Source organism: Proteus sp. TJ1640, assembly GCF_003144445.1.
Classification (GTDB): domain Bacteria; phylum Pseudomonadota; class Gammaproteobacteria; order Enterobacterales; family Enterobacteriaceae; genus Proteus; species Proteus penneri.
Genome location: NZ_PENY01000024.1, coordinates 57,555 through 73,692 on the forward strand (window position 1 = coordinate 57,555; position 16,138 = coordinate 73,692).

13 protein-coding genes are annotated in these 16,138 nt (G+C 36.7%); 6 read left to right on the plus strand and 7 right to left on the minus strand.

Going from position 1 to position 16,138, the window contains the following annotated elements; translation table 11 throughout:
* Nucleotides 1-43 precede the first annotated feature (43 nt).
* The 6 genes from hemH to DK861_RS11510 all read right to left on the minus strand — a co-directional run bounded on the left by hemH (nt 44) and on the right by DK861_RS11510 (nt 7,557).
* The gene (gene hemH, locus DK861_RS11485) at nt 44-1,024 is read right to left on the minus strand and encodes a ferrochelatase (RefSeq protein WP_109400184.1); all 981 of its coding nucleotides are present in this window, start codon (nt 1,022-1,024) and stop codon (nt 44-46) included.
* 161 nt (nt 1,025-1,185) lie between these two features.
* Entirely contained in the window at nt 1,186-1,830 is a 645-nt protein-coding gene (adk, locus tag DK861_RS11490) for an adenylate kinase (RefSeq protein WP_006534026.1), read from the minus strand.
* 181 nt (nt 1,831-2,011) lie between these two features.
* On the minus strand, nt 2,012-3,895 hold the full coding sequence (htpG, locus tag DK861_RS11495) for a molecular chaperone HtpG (RefSeq protein ID WP_109400185.1): 1,884 nt from the start codon (nt 3,893-3,895) through the stop codon (nt 2,012-2,014).
* Between the two features lie 260 nt (nt 3,896-4,155).
* Nucleotides 4,156-5,343: a formate-dependent phosphoribosylglycinamide formyltransferase gene (gene purT / locus DK861_RS11500; RefSeq protein ID WP_109400186.1), complete on the minus strand. Its 1,188-nt coding sequence runs from the start codon at nt 5,341-5,343 to the stop codon at nt 4,156-4,158.
* A 122-nt stretch (nt 5,344-5,465) separates the two neighbouring features.
* Nucleotides 5,466-6,377 carry an EamA family transporter RarD gene (gene rarD, locus DK861_RS11505; RefSeq protein WP_109400187.1) on the minus strand — a complete coding sequence of 304 codons (912 nt, stop codon included), beginning with the start codon at nt 6,375-6,377 and terminating at the stop codon, nt 5,466-5,468.
* 232 nt (nt 6,378-6,609) lie between these two features.
* Entirely contained in the window at nt 6,610-7,557 is a 948-nt protein-coding gene (locus DK861_RS11510; protein ID WP_072065114.1) for an aminoimidazole riboside kinase, read from the minus strand.
* Nucleotides 7,558-7,829: 272 nt separating this feature from the next.
* Between DK861_RS11510 and DK861_RS11515 the strand changes: the two genes are divergently transcribed.
* Nucleotides 7,830-9,296 carry a glycoside hydrolase family 32 protein gene (locus DK861_RS11515; RefSeq protein WP_109400188.1) on the plus strand — a complete coding sequence of 489 codons (1,467 nt, stop codon included), beginning with the start codon at nt 7,830-7,832 and terminating at the stop codon, nt 9,294-9,296.
* Nucleotides 9,297-9,325: 29 nt separating this feature from the next.
* Here the strand turns inward: DK861_RS11515 and DK861_RS11520 are convergent, their stop codons facing one another.
* On the minus strand, nt 9,326-10,321 hold the full coding sequence (locus DK861_RS11520) for a LacI family DNA-binding transcriptional regulator (RefSeq protein ID WP_109400189.1): 996 nt from the start codon (nt 10,319-10,321) through the stop codon (nt 9,326-9,328).
* Between the two features lie 466 nt (nt 10,322-10,787).
* Here DK861_RS11520 and DK861_RS11525 point away from each other — a divergent pair, with 466 nt between their 5' ends.
* The 5 genes from DK861_RS11525 to DK861_RS11545 all read left to right on the plus strand — a co-directional run bounded on the left by DK861_RS11525 (nt 10,788) and on the right by DK861_RS11545 (nt 15,816).
* Complete coding sequence (locus tag DK861_RS11525; protein WP_109400190.1) at nt 10,788-11,423, plus strand: LuxR C-terminal-related transcriptional regulator; 636 nt, start codon at nt 10,788-10,790, stop codon at nt 11,421-11,423.
* Nucleotides 11,424-12,365: 942 nt separating this feature from the next.
* Nucleotides 12,366-13,028: a CDP-alcohol phosphatidyltransferase family protein gene (locus DK861_RS11530; RefSeq protein WP_109400191.1), complete on the plus strand. Its 663-nt coding sequence runs from the start codon at nt 12,366-12,368 to the stop codon at nt 13,026-13,028.
* Nucleotides 13,029-13,031: 3 nt separating this feature from the next.
* Entirely contained in the window at nt 13,032-13,754 is a 723-nt protein-coding gene (locus DK861_RS11535; protein ID WP_072065119.1) for a lysophospholipid acyltransferase family protein, read from the plus strand.
* The gene (locus DK861_RS11540; protein ID WP_109400192.1) at nt 13,741-14,676 is read left to right on the plus strand and encodes a phosphatidate cytidylyltransferase; all 936 of its coding nucleotides are present in this window, start codon (nt 13,741-13,743) and stop codon (nt 14,674-14,676) included. The genes DK861_RS11535 and DK861_RS11540 overlap by 14 nt, the downstream gene beginning before the upstream one ends.
* Nucleotides 14,677-14,994: 318 nt before the next feature.
* Nucleotides 14,995-15,816 (plus strand): CPBP family intramembrane glutamic endopeptidase, encoded by an 822-nt coding sequence (locus tag DK861_RS11545; RefSeq protein ID WP_109400193.1) that lies wholly within the window; start codon nt 14,995-14,997, stop codon nt 15,814-15,816.
* Nucleotides 15,817-16,138 lie beyond the last annotated feature (322 nt).

Sequence of the window (16,138 nt, forward strand, 5' to 3'; positions counted from 1 at the left end):
ATATATCATCAAATCCGATAATTTTATTTATCGAATTCAGTAATTATTTTTTGCATACCTCTCGGATCATCGCTTCTAGCAAGTCAATATGCTCAGGTTCAGCATTTAACGCCGGAATATATTCGTACTGTTTGCCACCACCATGAATAAAGAACTCTCGGTTCTGTTCATTAATTTCTTCTAATGTTTCCAAACAATCAGATGAAAATCCTGGACATACAACCTGCACGTGTTCAACCCCTTCACTTCCCAGCTTTTCCATCGTTTTATCTGTATAAGGTGATAGCCAAGGTTCACGACCAAAGCGTGATTGAAATGTCAACATAACCTGTTCTTTAGGATAACCTAACTGCTCTTCTAATTGTGCTTTTAGTTTTTCTGTTGTTAGACAACACTCGTCATAATAGATATCCCCCGTTTTGATAAAACGCTCCGGAATACCGTGGAAAGAGAGAATTAAACGATCAGGTTTACCATATTGCTGAAAGCTTTTCTCAATAGAGGTGACAAGTGCTTTGATATAAAGCGGATGTGTAGGATAACTACGAATAAAGTGAAGAGAGGGTATTGTACGCATGTCTTTAAAAATTCGACTGACACCATCAAATACCGCAGCAGAAGTCGAGCAAGAGTATTGAGGATAAAGTGGTAACAAAATAATGTTCTCAACACCTTGTTGTAATAGCTTTTCAACCCCTTCATTTAGGGATGGATTACCATAACACATCCCTAACTCCACGGGAATATTAGATAATCGCTGCGCAACAGCATGTTGTTGCGCTCGGCTATAAACTAAAAGAGGAGACCCTTCATCCATCCAAATCTGTTGATATAACTTAGCTACTTTAGGTGAACGAAACGGTAATATCACCCCTTGTAATATTGGTTTCCAAATCAAAGGAGAAACATCAACAACACGAGGATCGCTAAGAAATTGTGCTAAATAACGTCGAACAGCCCCCGTTGTCGGCGCATCAGGTGTGCCAAGATTAACCAAAAGAACACCATACTTAGCATCATTCATACTATGACTCCTTAGAGTTATTTTATTAGGATAACCAAAGTGTAGAAGAATAAAGGAAAATAATAGATTGTGCTTGTCAATTTATTGGATCGGACTTTTTACCTTTTCCTAGAGATAAAAAAAATCCCGGCTCAACCGGGATTAATCATCACAATGACAAATTAGCCAAGGATACTTTTCAGTTCAGCGTTAATTTCGCTTACTTTTTGTGTACCATCAACTTTGAAGTATTTCGCATTGCTTGCTTTAGCTTCATTTTGATAATAAGAAACTAACGGTGCTGTTTGAGTATGGTATTCAACTAAACGTTTACGAACGGTTTCTTCTTGGTCATCTTTACGTGTTGTTAATTCTTCACCCGTCACATCATCACGATTTTCCACTTTAGGTGGATTAAATTTCACATGATAAACACGACCTGATGGTGCGTGAACACGACGACCAATGATACGCTCAACAATGATGTCATCAGGTACAGCAAATTCCAGTACGAAATCCACATTGATACCTGCTTCTTTCATTGCATCAGCTTGTGGAATTGTTCTTGGGAACCCATCCAACAAGAAACCATTACGGCAATCGTCTTGTTTGATGCGCTCTTTAACTAACGCAATAACTAATTCATCTGTAACTAACTGGCCATTGTCCATCAGTGCTTTTGCTTTCAGTCCTAGCTCTGAACCTGAACTTACTGCAGCACGTAACATATCACCAGTTGAAATCTGTGGGATACCATAGTTTTCTTTAATGAATTGAGCCTGAGTGCCTTTACCAGCGCCTGGAGCGCCTAGCAGAATGATACGCATCGCGTAAATCCCCTTGCATTTAATTTTTTATATTTAAACTCGAAAACGCATTACCATACCATTTTGTGAGGTCATCGCTCAAGAAATCACGGTAGCGATTGCATTTTATTTTTATCGAAAAAGAAAAAACCACGCTCTCTCTTCAGAGAAACGTGGTTTAAATGTTTGAAAACGAAAACAGTTACGCTTTTTGAACTAAAAGTTGATTTACTAAGCGAATAAACTGGTTTGGATCCTCTAAAGAGCCTCTTTCAGCAAATAAAGCCTGATCCAGTAATAAATTGACCCAATCAGCAAATAAAGCGTCATCCGTTAACTCTGCTGTTTGTTTCACTAATGGATGATTTGGATTTAGCTCAAAGTTATATTTTACTTCTGGCACTTCTTGCCCTGCTGCCGCAAACAATTTCGCCATTTGTGTGGTCATTTCATCCGCACTGGTTGTCACAATCGCTGGGGTATCTGTTAAGCGGTGTGTTAATTTCACTTCTTTAACTTTGTCGCCCAACAAGGTTTTAATGCGTTCAACGAAAGGAGCTAATTGTTTATCTGTTTCTTCTTGCTCTGCATGCTTCTCTTCATCAGCCAGTTTATCTAAAGATTCATCTGCTTTACTAACAGACTGGAATGATTTGCCATCAAACTCAGTCAGGTAGTTCATCATCCACTCATCTATACGATCAGATAACAGCAATACTTCAATGCCTTTTTTGCGGAACAGCTCTAAATGAGGGCTATTTTTCGCAGCAGCATAGCTGTCAGCAGTGATGTAATAGATTTTTTCTTGACCTTCCACCATACGGCTAACGTAATCTTCCAGTGAAACAGTTTGAGCATCACTGTCGTTATGCGTTGACGCAAAACGTAGTAATTTAGCAATTGTTTCAATGTTAGATGAGTCTTCTGCTGGGCCTTCTTTTAAGACTAAACCAAACTCTTTCCAGAATGCTTGATATTCTTCTGGCTTGTTTTCTGCCAGTTTTTGTAGCATCTGTAATGCACGCTTAGTTAATGCACTGCGTAAATTACGTGTAACAGAGCTATCTTGTAAAATTTCACGAGAAACATTTAACGGTAAATCATTAGAATCCACTAACCCACGGATAAAACGTAGGTAATTAGGCATAAACTGCTCAGCTTCATCCATAATAAAAACACGCTGTACATACAGTTTTAAGCCATGACGTTGTTCACGATTCCATAAATCCCAAGGTGCTTTTGAAGGCACATATAATAAGCTTGTGTACTCTTGCTTACCTTCTACACGGTTATGTACCCAGCTTAATGGGTCGGCAAAATCATGAGAGATATGTTTATAAAACTCTTTATACTCTTCATCACTCACTTCGGCTTTATTACGAGTCCACAGTGCTTGCGCTTTATTAATTTTTTCCCACGTTACTGTGCCGTCTTCTTCATTTTTCGTTTCAATTTCAACAGGCAAAGAAATATGGTCAGAATATTTACTAATAATGCTACGCAGACGCCAGTCATCTAAATACTCATCTTCGCCTTCACGTAAGTGAAGTGTGATGTCAGTACCACGATCAGCCTTTTCAATATCAGCAACGGTGTAATCACCTTCACCTTCAGATTCCCAAAAAACACCTTTATCTGCGCTTTCGCCCGCAGCTCGAGTGCGTACGGTCACTTTATCTGCAACGATAAACGCGGAATAGAACCCAACACCAAACTGACCAATTAGTTGGCTATCTTTAGCTTGATCTTGTCCGATAGATTCTAAAAATGATTTTGTTCCTGATTTTGCGATAGTACCCAGATTATCAATGACTTCATCACGAGTCATACCAATACCATTATCACTGATAGTCAAAGTACGCGCTTCTTTATCAGTGGAAATACGCACATGCAACTCGCCGTTATTTTCATAAAGCGCTGCATCTGATAATGCACGGAAACGCAATTTATCTGCCGCATCTGATGCGTTAGAAATCAATTCGCGAAGGAAAATTTCTTTATTGGAGTAAAGAGAATGGATCATTAATTGAAGAAGTTGTTTAACTTCAGACTGAAATCCTCTTGTTTCCTGACCTTTCATACTCATTTTTACCTCAATTAATCCTAATTTGGCGAAAAAAACAATATGAGTAAAAAGTGGGGATAGTTAAGCTAGTTTCAAGGGTCGAGTAAAAAATTAAGCTAATAAAATTGATTAAATGCCTAAGAGAGATAAAAATGTGAAATGACTTTTCTCAATATTTTTAATTACAGAATATTTATACTTCAATGGCTAGAAGCCAGATTTTACCGCTAAGTTAATAGCGTTTACTTAGCGGTAAATAAGAAAATATTTGTGTTACATTGCTATTTTTGAGCGTCATTAACAATGATAGCGTTGGCACCTGCGATTGCTTCATCTAATGCATGTTTTATTGTATCAGCATGAGCAAGCACAACACCTAAACGGCGAGAGCCGGCAATTTCAGGTTTCGCAAAAAGACGAATTTGACGGTTCGCCTTCAACGCTTTTTCAATACCGGAATAAACGATATTTGAGCTATGTAGCTCTGGCAAAATCACAGCTGAAGCACAGTTACCTAACTGACGAATACCACCAATGGGATAACCTAAAAAAGCGCGAACATGAAGAGCAAACTCTGATAAGTCCTGTGAGATTAGCGTCACCAATCCTGTATCATGAGGACGAGGAGACACTTCATTAAAAAACACCTCATCACCTTGCACAAATAGCTCTACGCCAAATAATCCATAACCCCCTAAATTTTTTACCACTTTACTCGCAATATGCTCTGCTTTAGCAAGGGCTATATCACTCATTTTTTGAGGTTGCCATGACTCACGATAATCTCCTTTTTCTTGCCGATGACCAATGGGAGCACAAAAATGGATACCATCAACAGCATGAATAGTTAATAACGTGATCTCAAAATCAAACGGGATCATTTTCTCAACGATGACACGCCCTTTTCCTGCTCGTCCGCCCTCTTGAGAATAGGCCCAAGCATGTGCTAAATCATTTTCACTACGGATAACACTTTGCCCTTTCCCCGACGAACTCATAACTGGTTTGACAATACAAGGAAAACCGATATCTAAAGCGGCTTTTTTAAAACTCACTTCATCATCGACAAATTGATAATTTGATGTTGGTAAAAGTAATGTTTCTGAAGCTAAACGACGGATCCCCTCTCTATCCATTGTGAGTTTTACAGCGCGGGCACAAGGAACAACTTTTTGCCCTTTTTGTTCTAATTCAACCAATAACGAAGTTGCTATCGCCTCAATTTCAGGAACAATAAAATCAGGTTGCTCTTGTTCAATAATGAGCTTTAATGCATTGCTATCAAGCATATTCACCACATGATGGCGATGTGCAATATGCATCGCGGGTGCATTGGGATAGCGATCAACTGCAATCACTTCAATACCTAGGCGCTGGCATTCAATAGCCACCTCTTTACCCAGTTCACCTGCACCTAATAGCATTACCTTTGTCGCATTAGCGGTAAGAGCCGTACCCAACACAGTCATTCTTCATCCTCACTATTTATCAAAAACACAATGACGCAAACGATTGCATTTGCGTAGCATAACGGATTTTACTTGATAGAAAAATAGGCAGGCAAAAATAATCAATCGAAGAAAGAAAACCATTACAAAATTTGGCTGCGTTTTCCTTTTTGGATTTTTAGATAATTAAGGCGTTTTCGGATAAGTGCCAAGATACAGCATAAAAGCCCCAGCCAAATTAGAGAAAAACTGACACCTTTAACTTCATCAAAAGCTTCATGGAATAAGAAAACAGCTAGTAAAAATTGAATAGTAGGTTCTATATATTGCGCTAGTCCAATAACGGTTAACGTCGTTCGTTTCACGGCTGCAGTAAAAAACAATAATGGCAATATGGTAACAGGTGCGGTTAAAACATAATAAAAACGAGTCAGATTATCTGCAGAAGGTAGCGCGCTTTTATCTGTCATAAACAACCAAATGGTCACGCCTATTGCTAATGGCATTAACCAGAGTGTTTCCATAAATAAAGAAGTGATCACATCAAAACGAATAAACTTACGGATCAAACCATATACAGCAAATGCGCCCCCCATCATGATAGCGAGTACAGGTAATTCACCGTACATCCACAATTGATACCCCACTCCGGCACAAATTAAGGTAACAGCCCATTTTTCTGCTAGATTAAGCTGTTCTTTAAGAAAGATGACACCTAATAAAATAGAGAAAAGTGGATTAATAAAATATCCCAAGCTCGCTTCTAATACTTGTTGATGTGTTAATGCATAGGTAAATGTACACCAAGAAACGGCCATGGCCATTGAGCTAAATAGGCACATAAAAATAGAGCGCCTATCCTGCAAAACAACGCGCCATCGTGTCCTATTTTTAATAAAGAGTCGTACGAGTAATAAAAGAGGGATAGACCAGATCAAGCGTTGAGCCAACATTTCTAACGGTTGCGCTCCGGGTAACAGCCGATAAAACAGTGGTGTTATTCCCCAAAGAATATAAGAAAAAATGGCTAATACTGCGCCCGATTGAGCCCACATTTAATGTTCCATCAATAAAAGTCAATAAGGTTTAATATCATACGCTTAAAATAGATAGAACAATATGATCAGCATCGCTGATTGATCAAACATCAGTACGATGACATAGACAAGATAAAAAAAATCTCCACAAATAACGACGCCGAGAAAAGTAGTTATAAATGGAGAGTTGGAAAATACCATTAAGGGAAAACCGTGGTAAAAACCACAACCAGAAAAAATAGGTAAGTTGTTAGAAAATCTCCCTAACATGTAAAGGTGGTTGCTGCTGAACAAAATCACGTAATTTTTTACGACTTGGTGCCGCGGCTATCGCCCCTTTTTGAGTCGTGGCTAAAGCACCACAAGCCGCCGCTTGCGTCACTATTTTCGATAAATATTGCTCATCTTCTGCAAAACCATATTCTGCCACCGCCGCTAATAAACCAGCCATAAAGGCATCACCAGCCCCTGTAGTATCTACACACTCAACGGTAAAAGCGCTCAATGCGATTTGAGTATTTGGCGTTAAAACTAAACAACCTTTAGAGCCTTGGGTGATCACTTTTAAACGCGCGGGATAATCTTCTAATTTTTTAAGGGCATTATTCAATGTCACTTCTTGTGTCATCCACGTAAGCTCATCTTCTGATAATTTTAATATGTCAACTTTATGCGCATAATTATCGATAACTTCGCGCATTTCTTCGTGATCACGCCACATTTGAGGGCGTAAATTAATATCAAAACTCAGCAATGAATCCGTTTCTTTAATACTCTTAATCGCCGTATCCAAAGTTGAACGACAAATGGAGTTCACTAATGCTAAAGAGCAAAAATGCAAAATATCTTTTTCAAACGCAGGTAAAGATTTTTCCGTTAAAAATTGATCAGCAGACTCAGCAACTAAGAAAGTAAAATCACGCTCACCATTTTCTTGTAAAGAGACAAGAACAGTACTGGTACGGTGAAACTCATCAAATTCCATTGCGCGAGTATCGACACCCAGATCAAACAATGTTTTTTGCATAAAATGGCCGAACGCATCTTCACCTACACGTCCAATAAAACCACTTTGTTGACCAAGCTTAGCGACGCCCGCAGCAACATTGACAGGCGCGCCACCAGCGCATGCTTCATATTGCATGTTTTGCAATGGGATCAAGTCAACAACAGCGTCACCTAAAGACCAGACTTTCATAATCTCTCCTGAAGATAAGCAATTATTTTTCTTAACTATATTCTGTTTTTATGACTATTCATAACGAATAAGTAAAGATATTGCTCGTAAATCCACACTGATAACGTTAACATAATAAGATAATATGATAAAGTCAATCTCATGCATCGTATTTTTTTCGCTCTGAATATTATCGTTAACAACAAGAGTAATAGTGTGATTAGTCTGTTCTTTACCTTTTCTGTGCTCTTAAAAACACACTAATAACTCTAAAATAGAATAAGGATAATGATATGAAACACCGCTTAGAACAATCAACAAACGCCTTAAATACTTTGATTGAAAAACGAGGCAATAAATTTTATCCCCAGTTTCATTTAGCTGCGCCTGCGGGTTGGTTAAATGACCCTAATGGTCTTATTTATCATGATGGTTTATATCATGCCTTTTATCAGCACCATCCTTATTCTCAAGATTGGGGGCCAATGCATTGGGGACATGCCACTAGCTCCGATATGATACACTGGCAACACCAACCCATCGCGTTAGCGCCGGGAGATGAGTACGACAAAAGTGGTTGTTTCTCAGGATCAGCCATTAGCCATGAAGGCAAACTCTATCTTTTCTATACAGGACACAATTGGTTAGCCACCGAAGGGGATGATAGCCAAATCTATGAAGCACAATGTGTTGCTATCAGTGAAGATGGTATTCATTTTGAGAAAAAAGGCATCGTTTTAGAACCCCCTAAAGGCTATATGCACTTTCGTGATCCTAAAGTCTGGTATCAAGAAGGTAAATGGTGGATGGTTGTTGGTGCGCGTGATGAAAAAGATCAAGGACAAGTCCTACTCTTCTCTAGCGAAAATTTATTTGTCGAAGGCCAGCAGTGGAACAACGATTACACTGTTTTAGGAAAAACAGATGATAAAAATGTCTATATGTGGGAGTGCCCAGATTTCTTTCCTATTAGTCAAGAAAATGAATATGCAATCGTCTTCTCACCACAAGGAAAACGTGCTGAAGGCTATCAATATCGCAACCTCTTTCAATCAGGTGCATTAATTGGCAAGTGGTCACCAAATCAACCTTTTAAACCACAAGGACACTTTATTGAACTTGATAATGGCCATGACTATTACGCTCCACAATCATTTATGACTCCTGATGGTCGTCGTGTTTCTATGGGCTGGATGGATATGTGGAATTCACCTATGCCATCAAAAGCAGAGTTTTGGGCTGGTTGCTTCACATTGCCTCGCGAAATTACCTTTGATAAGAGCAAAAATCGTTTACGTATGGTGCCAGTCAAAGAAATTGAATCATTACGCCAAGAAAAAAACACCATCAAACCTCTCACATTAAGCCATCAATCTATAGAGTTGATTGATAACACATCAACTATCGAACTCGATTTAACATGGTCTTTAGACAGCCAAGCCGAGAAGTTTGGCTTATGGCTAGGTGAAGGGCTTGAGCTTTTTGTAGATAATCAATCAAACCGTTTAGTGCTTAATCGTCATTACCCTCAGCATAATATAAGTGGGGCTAGAAGCATTCCATTGCCTGAAGGTTGTGAATTAAATTTACGTATTTTTATTGATCGCTCATCAATTGAAGTCTTTGTAAACAAAGGGGAATTTACCCTTAGTAGTCGATATTATGCTCAACAAGATATCCAAGCTTTACATCTTTTTGCCATGAATGGTGATGCAACACTGATTAATGGTGAATATTGGCAACTAAATAGTATTTACTGATATTGAGAAGATAAGTAAGACGTGAGTCTTTAAATAGACTCACGTTCAACTAATTGGCAAGGTACGTGTACGATATTTCTATGGTTTCTTTCTTGAATGATATGCAATGTCGCTTCTTTACCTAATTCATAATGAGGAAGTTGTACTGTTGTTAATGGTGGATAAAACAACTCTCCTGTACCAATCATATTGTCGTATCCCAAAACAGCTACTTGCTCTGGAATACGTAAACCCATAGAAAGTAAAACTTGGTAAGCTAAAAATGCAATACGGTCATTACCACAAATGAGAATATCAAAGTCAGCTTTTTGATGAACACAATGCTTTTTCAATATTTCAATCACATCACGATAGTGCTCATCTCCAAATATCATCGTATATTGTTGCAGATCTGCCAATGGCAACCCAGCTTCTAGCCAAGCATCTTCAACCGCTTTACGACGAATAGGACCTGCAACTGACTCTTCAGGTATATAAAAACACAAAGGACGGCGATACCCTTTTTCGATGACTTTTTTCATCGCAAAATACTGCCCATGATAATCATCGGGAATATAAGTTGGAAAAACGTGCGTTTTATCCAAGCAGTTTGCTAGCACTAAATTCTTATCAAACAACTTTTCATGTACAGTGATTTCACGCAACCCCATAGTGGTATAGATGATACCATCTGGACGTTGAGCCAAAAGTTGCCAAATTGCATTTTCATAACAATCTTGTGCAGTCAAATTGACAACAAATGAACTCCAACCAAATTCTCTTGCGGTTTGTTCTATCGATAAAATCATTTCCACCGAAAATGGTGTCGTTGCGGTATCAATTGCTAGAACACCAATTGATGATACTTTTGTTCCTTGTCCACGAATTTTTCGTGCAGAATAATCTGGAACATAGTTAAGTTGATCAATCGCATCTTGGACTTGTTTCAGTGTTTCTGGTTTTAATAACTCAGGGTTATTAATCGCTCTTGAGACTGTCATCAAAGAAACGGATGCAAGTCGAGCTACATCTTTCAGTGACGCCATAGTATTGGCTCGATTGGTTTATTAAAAAGGGTCAATAGAAATAAAGTACTATTTTACAAGAAGTAAAGTCAAAAAGCCACAAAGGGTGTTGTATTGTAACCACCTGCGACTATTAATTAATTCATAAAAAGACACCTAAATATATTATTTTTTTACTTATCAATTGAGTTTAATATAGTTAAAATCACTTACTAGAAAAAACTTAGTTACAATTAATAATAGTTATTTCTCCCTTCATTATAGAAATTAATTATTCTTATCTATAAAATACAAATATTGAAACAAAACAAAGTTCTGATATTTTATCTATAATATAATACAGAAGTATTAACCATTTTTAATTTGATATATTCTGAATATAGCTCCGTTGCATGGATGTTACCCTACACAAAAAACTTATAAATTAGTCAAATTTCGTTACTCATTCACTTTTAGTGTAAGAGCAAAGTAAAATCAGGAGCAACATATGGAATCAATAATCCACTTAATCACTTTTGAAGAGGACAGTACAAAAGTTCAACTTAAAGCTGTTCTTTCTTCTTTAGCGGCTAATGTGAAAACCTATTCAAATGAACAGGCCTTCTTAAAATACTATTTTTCATCGACAAAAGGAGCTCATAAAGAGTGCATCATAATTAATACAAAAAGCAGTGCAGCCCCCTCAATTGCACTGATTAAAGAACTCAACAAATTGAAAAACATTATCCCTATAATTATTATTTCTGGGGATAGTTCCATTGAAAGTTGTCGTAACGCATTTAAATCAGGGGCTTTTGAATATTTAACTCGTCCTCTAAATGTGAATGAACTTCTTAATATTGTCTCGGAATCTTTTCTACATTATGAAAGTGAAGTTGAGCAATTCCGAACATATATATCTCTAAAAGATAAATTTAGTAAGTTATCTAATAGAGAAAAAGAGGTTATGGAGATGATCCTTGAAGGAAATACGAGTAAAGAAGCAGCAGAAAAACTTTCGCTATCGCCTCGAACAGTTGAAGTACATCGTTCAAACATGTATACAAAATTGAGAATAAGATCACTACCACAATTAGTTCAAGAATATGATTTCTTTAAGAAATATGACTTAAGAACAAACTAATTTACAATGTGACTTCTATTTATCAATAGGTTGTATTATCTAGCGATATAACGATATGACCTGTTTAACTTTCATTATCTTTTATTAATGATAGAAAGCTGTACTTTTAAAAATATTCTATTTTGGATGATTTACACCTAATATGGGAATAATTAATACGTTAGACACCATTCTACGATATAAAGGGTGGCAACTTATTTTGATGCCCCCTTTCATTAGGGGTCGTTTAATTTCAATTTAAAACACTCGTATATCTCATTTTCATAATCTCTATTATTAATAACTATTATGATTTTCTTTATTAACAATAGAAACACAAGAAAAGATGAAAGCATTAATTTGATATAAATCATTTTTTACTTGCTATAAAGATGATTATTCTTATTTTTTAATTTATCATTTTCTTTATTCTTATTTCACGAAGAAAATTATTAATGATTAAAAAATAATACAAAAGAAATCCTCGTCTCTTTTTTTATGCCCATTTAAAGACTATTTATGCGTTTTAATTTTAGCTCTAAACAAGAATATCTTTATAAGAAAATTCTAACCAAAACGTTTTAATTGTGATTATTTAAACTGTAAAATGAGAAATAATAATAAGTATTTCCATTTATACTCAATTTCACTTAAAAAATTTATTCTCTTTATAGTTTAATTAATGTAATACATCACTTATTATTTCTACTTAATAACAGTCAAATAAAGAATGTCATTAAATGATCGTCTTGTATAAGTAGAATATACTAGCTATGAACAAGTATTAACACCTATAAAAACAAATGAATATTAATGATTGTTTTATAGTCTTAATAAGAACATAACAAGAATAAATTAATCCACACAAAAAAACATAAGACAAATTTATACGTTTATTCTTATTCTCACTTTGTCCAAATACCTTTATGCTATACCCTTCCAACTCGTTTTTTAAAAAGAAAAATGAACGCTCAAGATAAAAACCGCCGTCCTATAAAAGCAAGGCAAACAAACTGGGCCACAAAGTGTAGTCGCTACTTACAACAAAAAGGGGCGACCCCAAACGGTATTTCCGTATTTAGCGTCGTATTTGCATTACTTGCAGCCTTATCACTTTTTTGTGCTCTCTTTTACACATCTGGATTATTACGCTCAATCTTACTGATCCTTGGCGCTATCATGATCCAAGGTCGCCTGATTTGTAATTTATTAGATGGTATGGTTGCCGTCGAAGGAGGTATGAAAAGCCCAGTAGGTGCTGTTTATAATGAATTACCAGACAGAATTGCCGATACTTTAATTATTTTGGGTGTTGGTTATGGGTTATCTCCTGACTTTTCTATGGCCATCACGTTGAGTTGGGTGGGAGCTTTTTTTGCTGTAATGACCGCTTATGTTCGCGTATTAGGTGGAACTTGTGGGTTAGAGCAACAATTTACAGGCCCAATGGCAAAACAACACCGAATGGCATTATTAACCTCTGTTGCTGTTATTGCTGCATTTATTCCCAGTCTTTGGGGAATATGGCTCTTTTTTATTTCATTATGGATTATTATTTTAGGTTCAACGCTGACCACAATTTTCAGAACCCGTCGAATTTTACGGGATTTAGCACAAGGTGTCTGATTAATGAAAAATGGAAAACTTGCTTTCGATGCAAAAGTGGTATCATCCGTCTTAGTCTCTATTTGTCGATTTTTAACAGGTATTCGCGCTAAACAAACCTCGCCTATTGCAAAAGATACACCTTGCATTTATTACGCTAACCACTCTAGCCATCTTGATGGCTTAGTTATTTGGTCTTGTCTTTCGCCCAATATTCGCCCTTATGTTCATCCAGTTGCCGCTGAAGATTATTGGAATAAAAACCGTTTACGTCGTTATTTATCTCGTCGTATCTTTAGAGCCATCCTTATTCCTCGTCATGCTGCCAAAATGAATTTTCCACAAGAGGAAAATTCTTGCGAAGAGGTTGTAAAACAACCCGCTAATGACTCGGCATCATCTGCACCAAATAAAACCAATGCACTTGCTCTGATGCAAGAAATTTTAGACCGAGGGGACTCTTTAATTATTTTTCCAGAAGGTACCCGAGGTAATGGTGAATCTATTCAAGATTTTAAAGCGGGACTTTGGCATCTCTCTCGTAAAAATCCGAATGTGCAATTAGTCCCTATTTATCTGGAAAACTTAAATCGAGTCCTACCTAAAGGCTCTCGCTTAGTTGTTCCCGTTATTTGTAGTGCAATTTTTGGTGCCCCTATTGGATCAACTCATGAAAATGAAAGTAAACAAGAGTTTCTGGTAAGAGCAAAAAATGCGTTAGAGGAGCTACACAATGGAACGTATTAATAACGAAGTCCTCTGGATATTTATCGGACTCTTCTCTTTCTTAATTATCGCCAGCATTATTGGCGCTATTTTAGCGGCAGTAAAAGGCCCAACATCCACTATCAAAAATCTTAATTCAAGGATCAACGCATGGTGGGTAATGTGTATTATTGCAGGTGTTGCAATAGGGATTGGGGCAATTGGATCTGTCATCCTATTTGCTATTATCTCATGGCTTGCATTACGCGAACTTATCACCTTAACCCCCACACATCGTGGCGATCATGAAGCGCTCTTCTGGTGTTTCTTCGTTATATTGCCTCTCCAATACATTCTTGTTGGCGTGCAATGGTATAACTTAATGGCGGTATTTATCCCTGTTTACGCCTTCTTATTAATCCCAACTCGCATGGCACTTTCAGGTGATACCCGCCATTTCTTAGAGCGTATGGCAAAAGTGCAATGGAGTGTAATGATAGCCATTTATTGCCTAAGTTATGCTCCTGCACTATTAATGTTGCCAATTGAAGGTTTTGAAGGTCGTAATATCAACTTACTGCTCTTTTTAATGATTGTGGTACAAGTTTCTGACGTACTCCAATATGTCTTTGGTAAATTATTTGGCAAACATCCTATCGTGCCTAAATTAAGCCCAAATAAAACAGTCGAAGGTTTTTTTGGCGGCATTATCTCGGCTAGCCTTATTGGTATGATGTTGTGGTGGGCAACGCCTTTCTCATGGTGGGCAGCATTTTTACTCTCTTTAGTTATTACATTGGCGGGTTTTGCTGGTGGTTTATGTATGTCAGCGATAAAAAGAGACAGTGGTGTAAAAGACTTTGGCACAATGATAGAAGGTCATGGTGGCATGATGGATAGAATGGATTCCCTCTGTTTTGCAGCCCCTATTTTCTTCCATGTTATTCGCTATTTTTACGTTTAGTTTTACTTTGTTTAATCAAAAGTAAACTATCCTATATAGACTAAAATGCCGATATTAAAACTATCGGCATTTTTATACTCATCTTTTTTCTCATACTAATTCAATATCACAAATTGACAATCATTATATAAATTAAACATTTGTTTTAATTTTAGATTAAAAATCAATACTAAGTATTTTACATATAAATCAAATAATTAAATAAAAACATTGTGAATAAAGAGGTCTGCTTTCTCTACTATTTTATTTATAATGATAGCCTAGAAGGCTGCTATCTTTTACCCTAGCGCTCCTTTTCATTTTAGCTCCTTTAAAATTATGATCACTTGGATACTTCTTGCTTTTTCTTTGTTATTTTTGGGTTTTAATCGCACTATTGCATTTATTACACTCATTTTTACAGCACTTAGCGCGTTTATAACAGATGTTATTACATGGCAAGCTTTGCCGATTATCTTTAGTATTCTGTTATTAACATTTGCTTATTCCCGTTATAAAACACAACCACTGCTTCGGGCAATTATCATTCTTGCTCTTATTATCATTGCTAGTGGCTTAGCCTTTCATCTTATTCCTGGTTTTAACAATTTACGCTACCTTTCACATGCTATTATAGGGATGAAAAGCGCCCCTTTTTCTTTTTATTTCAATGCCGATAAAGCATTATTACCTTTTATTTTTCTGATCTTTATTCCTACGCTTTTTGTTTGCGAACCATTAAAAAAAGCAAATAAATTACAGTGGGCAATGCTAATTATTACCATTCCTGCATTGCTATTAATCGCTGTAAAACTGGGAGGATTAGCAATTGAATTGCATTTACCATCATGGTTACCTGCATTTATTCTCGCAAACCTCTTTTTTGTATCACTTGCTGAAGAAGCATTATTTAGAGGTGTTATTCAGCAAACCTTATCACGTTACCTTCCTCCTTATGTTGCGCTATTAATTGCAGCGATAATCTTTGGCCTTGCGCACATTGCAGGAGGAATACTATTAGTTATTTTCGCTTCGTTGGCAGGCGTTATTTATGGATTAGCCTGGATGTGGAGTGGTCGGCTTTGGGTTTCAACGCTATTTCACTTTGCGCTTAATCTGACTCACCTGCTCTTTTTTACTTACCCATTTAAAATAGCGTGATCTTTATTTTTTATTCTGATCTTCACTACCTTTTACTGATATCTTAACTTCATCAGTAAAAGGATAAGTGAAACGTGAAAGCTATCACATAAATAGAACACAGATACTCTTATTTGCGCCCATCATCTGGTGAAATTTTTGTTAGTATGCTCTATCGCTTATCTATAAATAATCAAAACTTCATACGGCAAACAACAATAAGTCAAAAATAATAACATCCATTAACACGATAAGAAGTTGTCTTACTTTGCGGTATAGGCCTAAGAAAAAATAGGTAAGCTTTGCTCTATTTGCTTTTTTAAATTCAGCATTCTCTGCTGAT

Bases quoted from the DNA above. Each gene is read 5' to 3' on its own strand.
- hemH (WP_109400184.1), bottom strand. From the start codon at position 1,024: ATGAATGATGCTAAGTATGGTGTTCTTTTGGTTAATCTTGGCACACCT.
- DK861_RS11510 (WP_072065114.1), bottom strand. From the start codon at position 7,557: ATGAAAGTCTGGTCTTTAGGTGACGCTGTTGTTGACTTGATCCCATTG.
- DK861_RS11520 (WP_109400189.1), bottom strand. From the start codon at position 10,321: ATGGCGTCACTGAAAGATGTAGCTCGACTTGCATCCGTTTCTTTGATG.
- htpG (WP_109400185.1), bottom strand. From the start codon at position 3,895: ATGAGTATGAAAGGTCAGGAAACAAGAGGATTTCAGTCTGAAGTTAAA.
- DK861_RS11540 (WP_109400192.1), top strand. From the start codon at position 13,741: ATGGAACGTATTAATAACGAAGTCCTCTGGATATTTATCGGACTCTTC.
- DK861_RS11530 (WP_109400191.1), top strand. From the start codon at position 12,366: ATGAACGCTCAAGATAAAAACCGCCGTCCTATAAAAGCAAGGCAAACA.
- purT (WP_109400186.1), bottom strand. From the start codon at position 5,343: ATGACTGTGTTGGGTACGGCTCTTACCGCTAATGCGACAAAGGTAATG.
- adk (WP_006534026.1), bottom strand. From the start codon at position 1,830: ATGCGTATCATTCTGCTAGGCGCTCCAGGCGCTGGTAAAGGCACTCAG.
- DK861_RS11535 (WP_072065119.1), top strand. From the start codon at position 13,032: ATGAAAAATGGAAAACTTGCTTTCGATGCAAAAGTGGTATCATCCGTC.
- DK861_RS11545 (WP_109400193.1), top strand. From the start codon at position 14,995: ATGATCACTTGGATACTTCTTGCTTTTTCTTTGTTATTTTTGGGTTTT.
- rarD (WP_109400187.1), bottom strand. From the start codon at position 6,377: ATGTGGGCTCAATCGGGCGCAGTATTAGCCATTTTTTCTTATATTCTT.
- DK861_RS11515 (WP_109400188.1), top strand. From the start codon at position 7,830: ATGAAACACCGCTTAGAACAATCAACAAACGCCTTAAATACTTTGATT.
- DK861_RS11525 (WP_109400190.1), top strand. From the start codon at position 10,788: ATGGAATCAATAATCCACTTAATCACTTTTGAAGAGGACAGTACAAAA.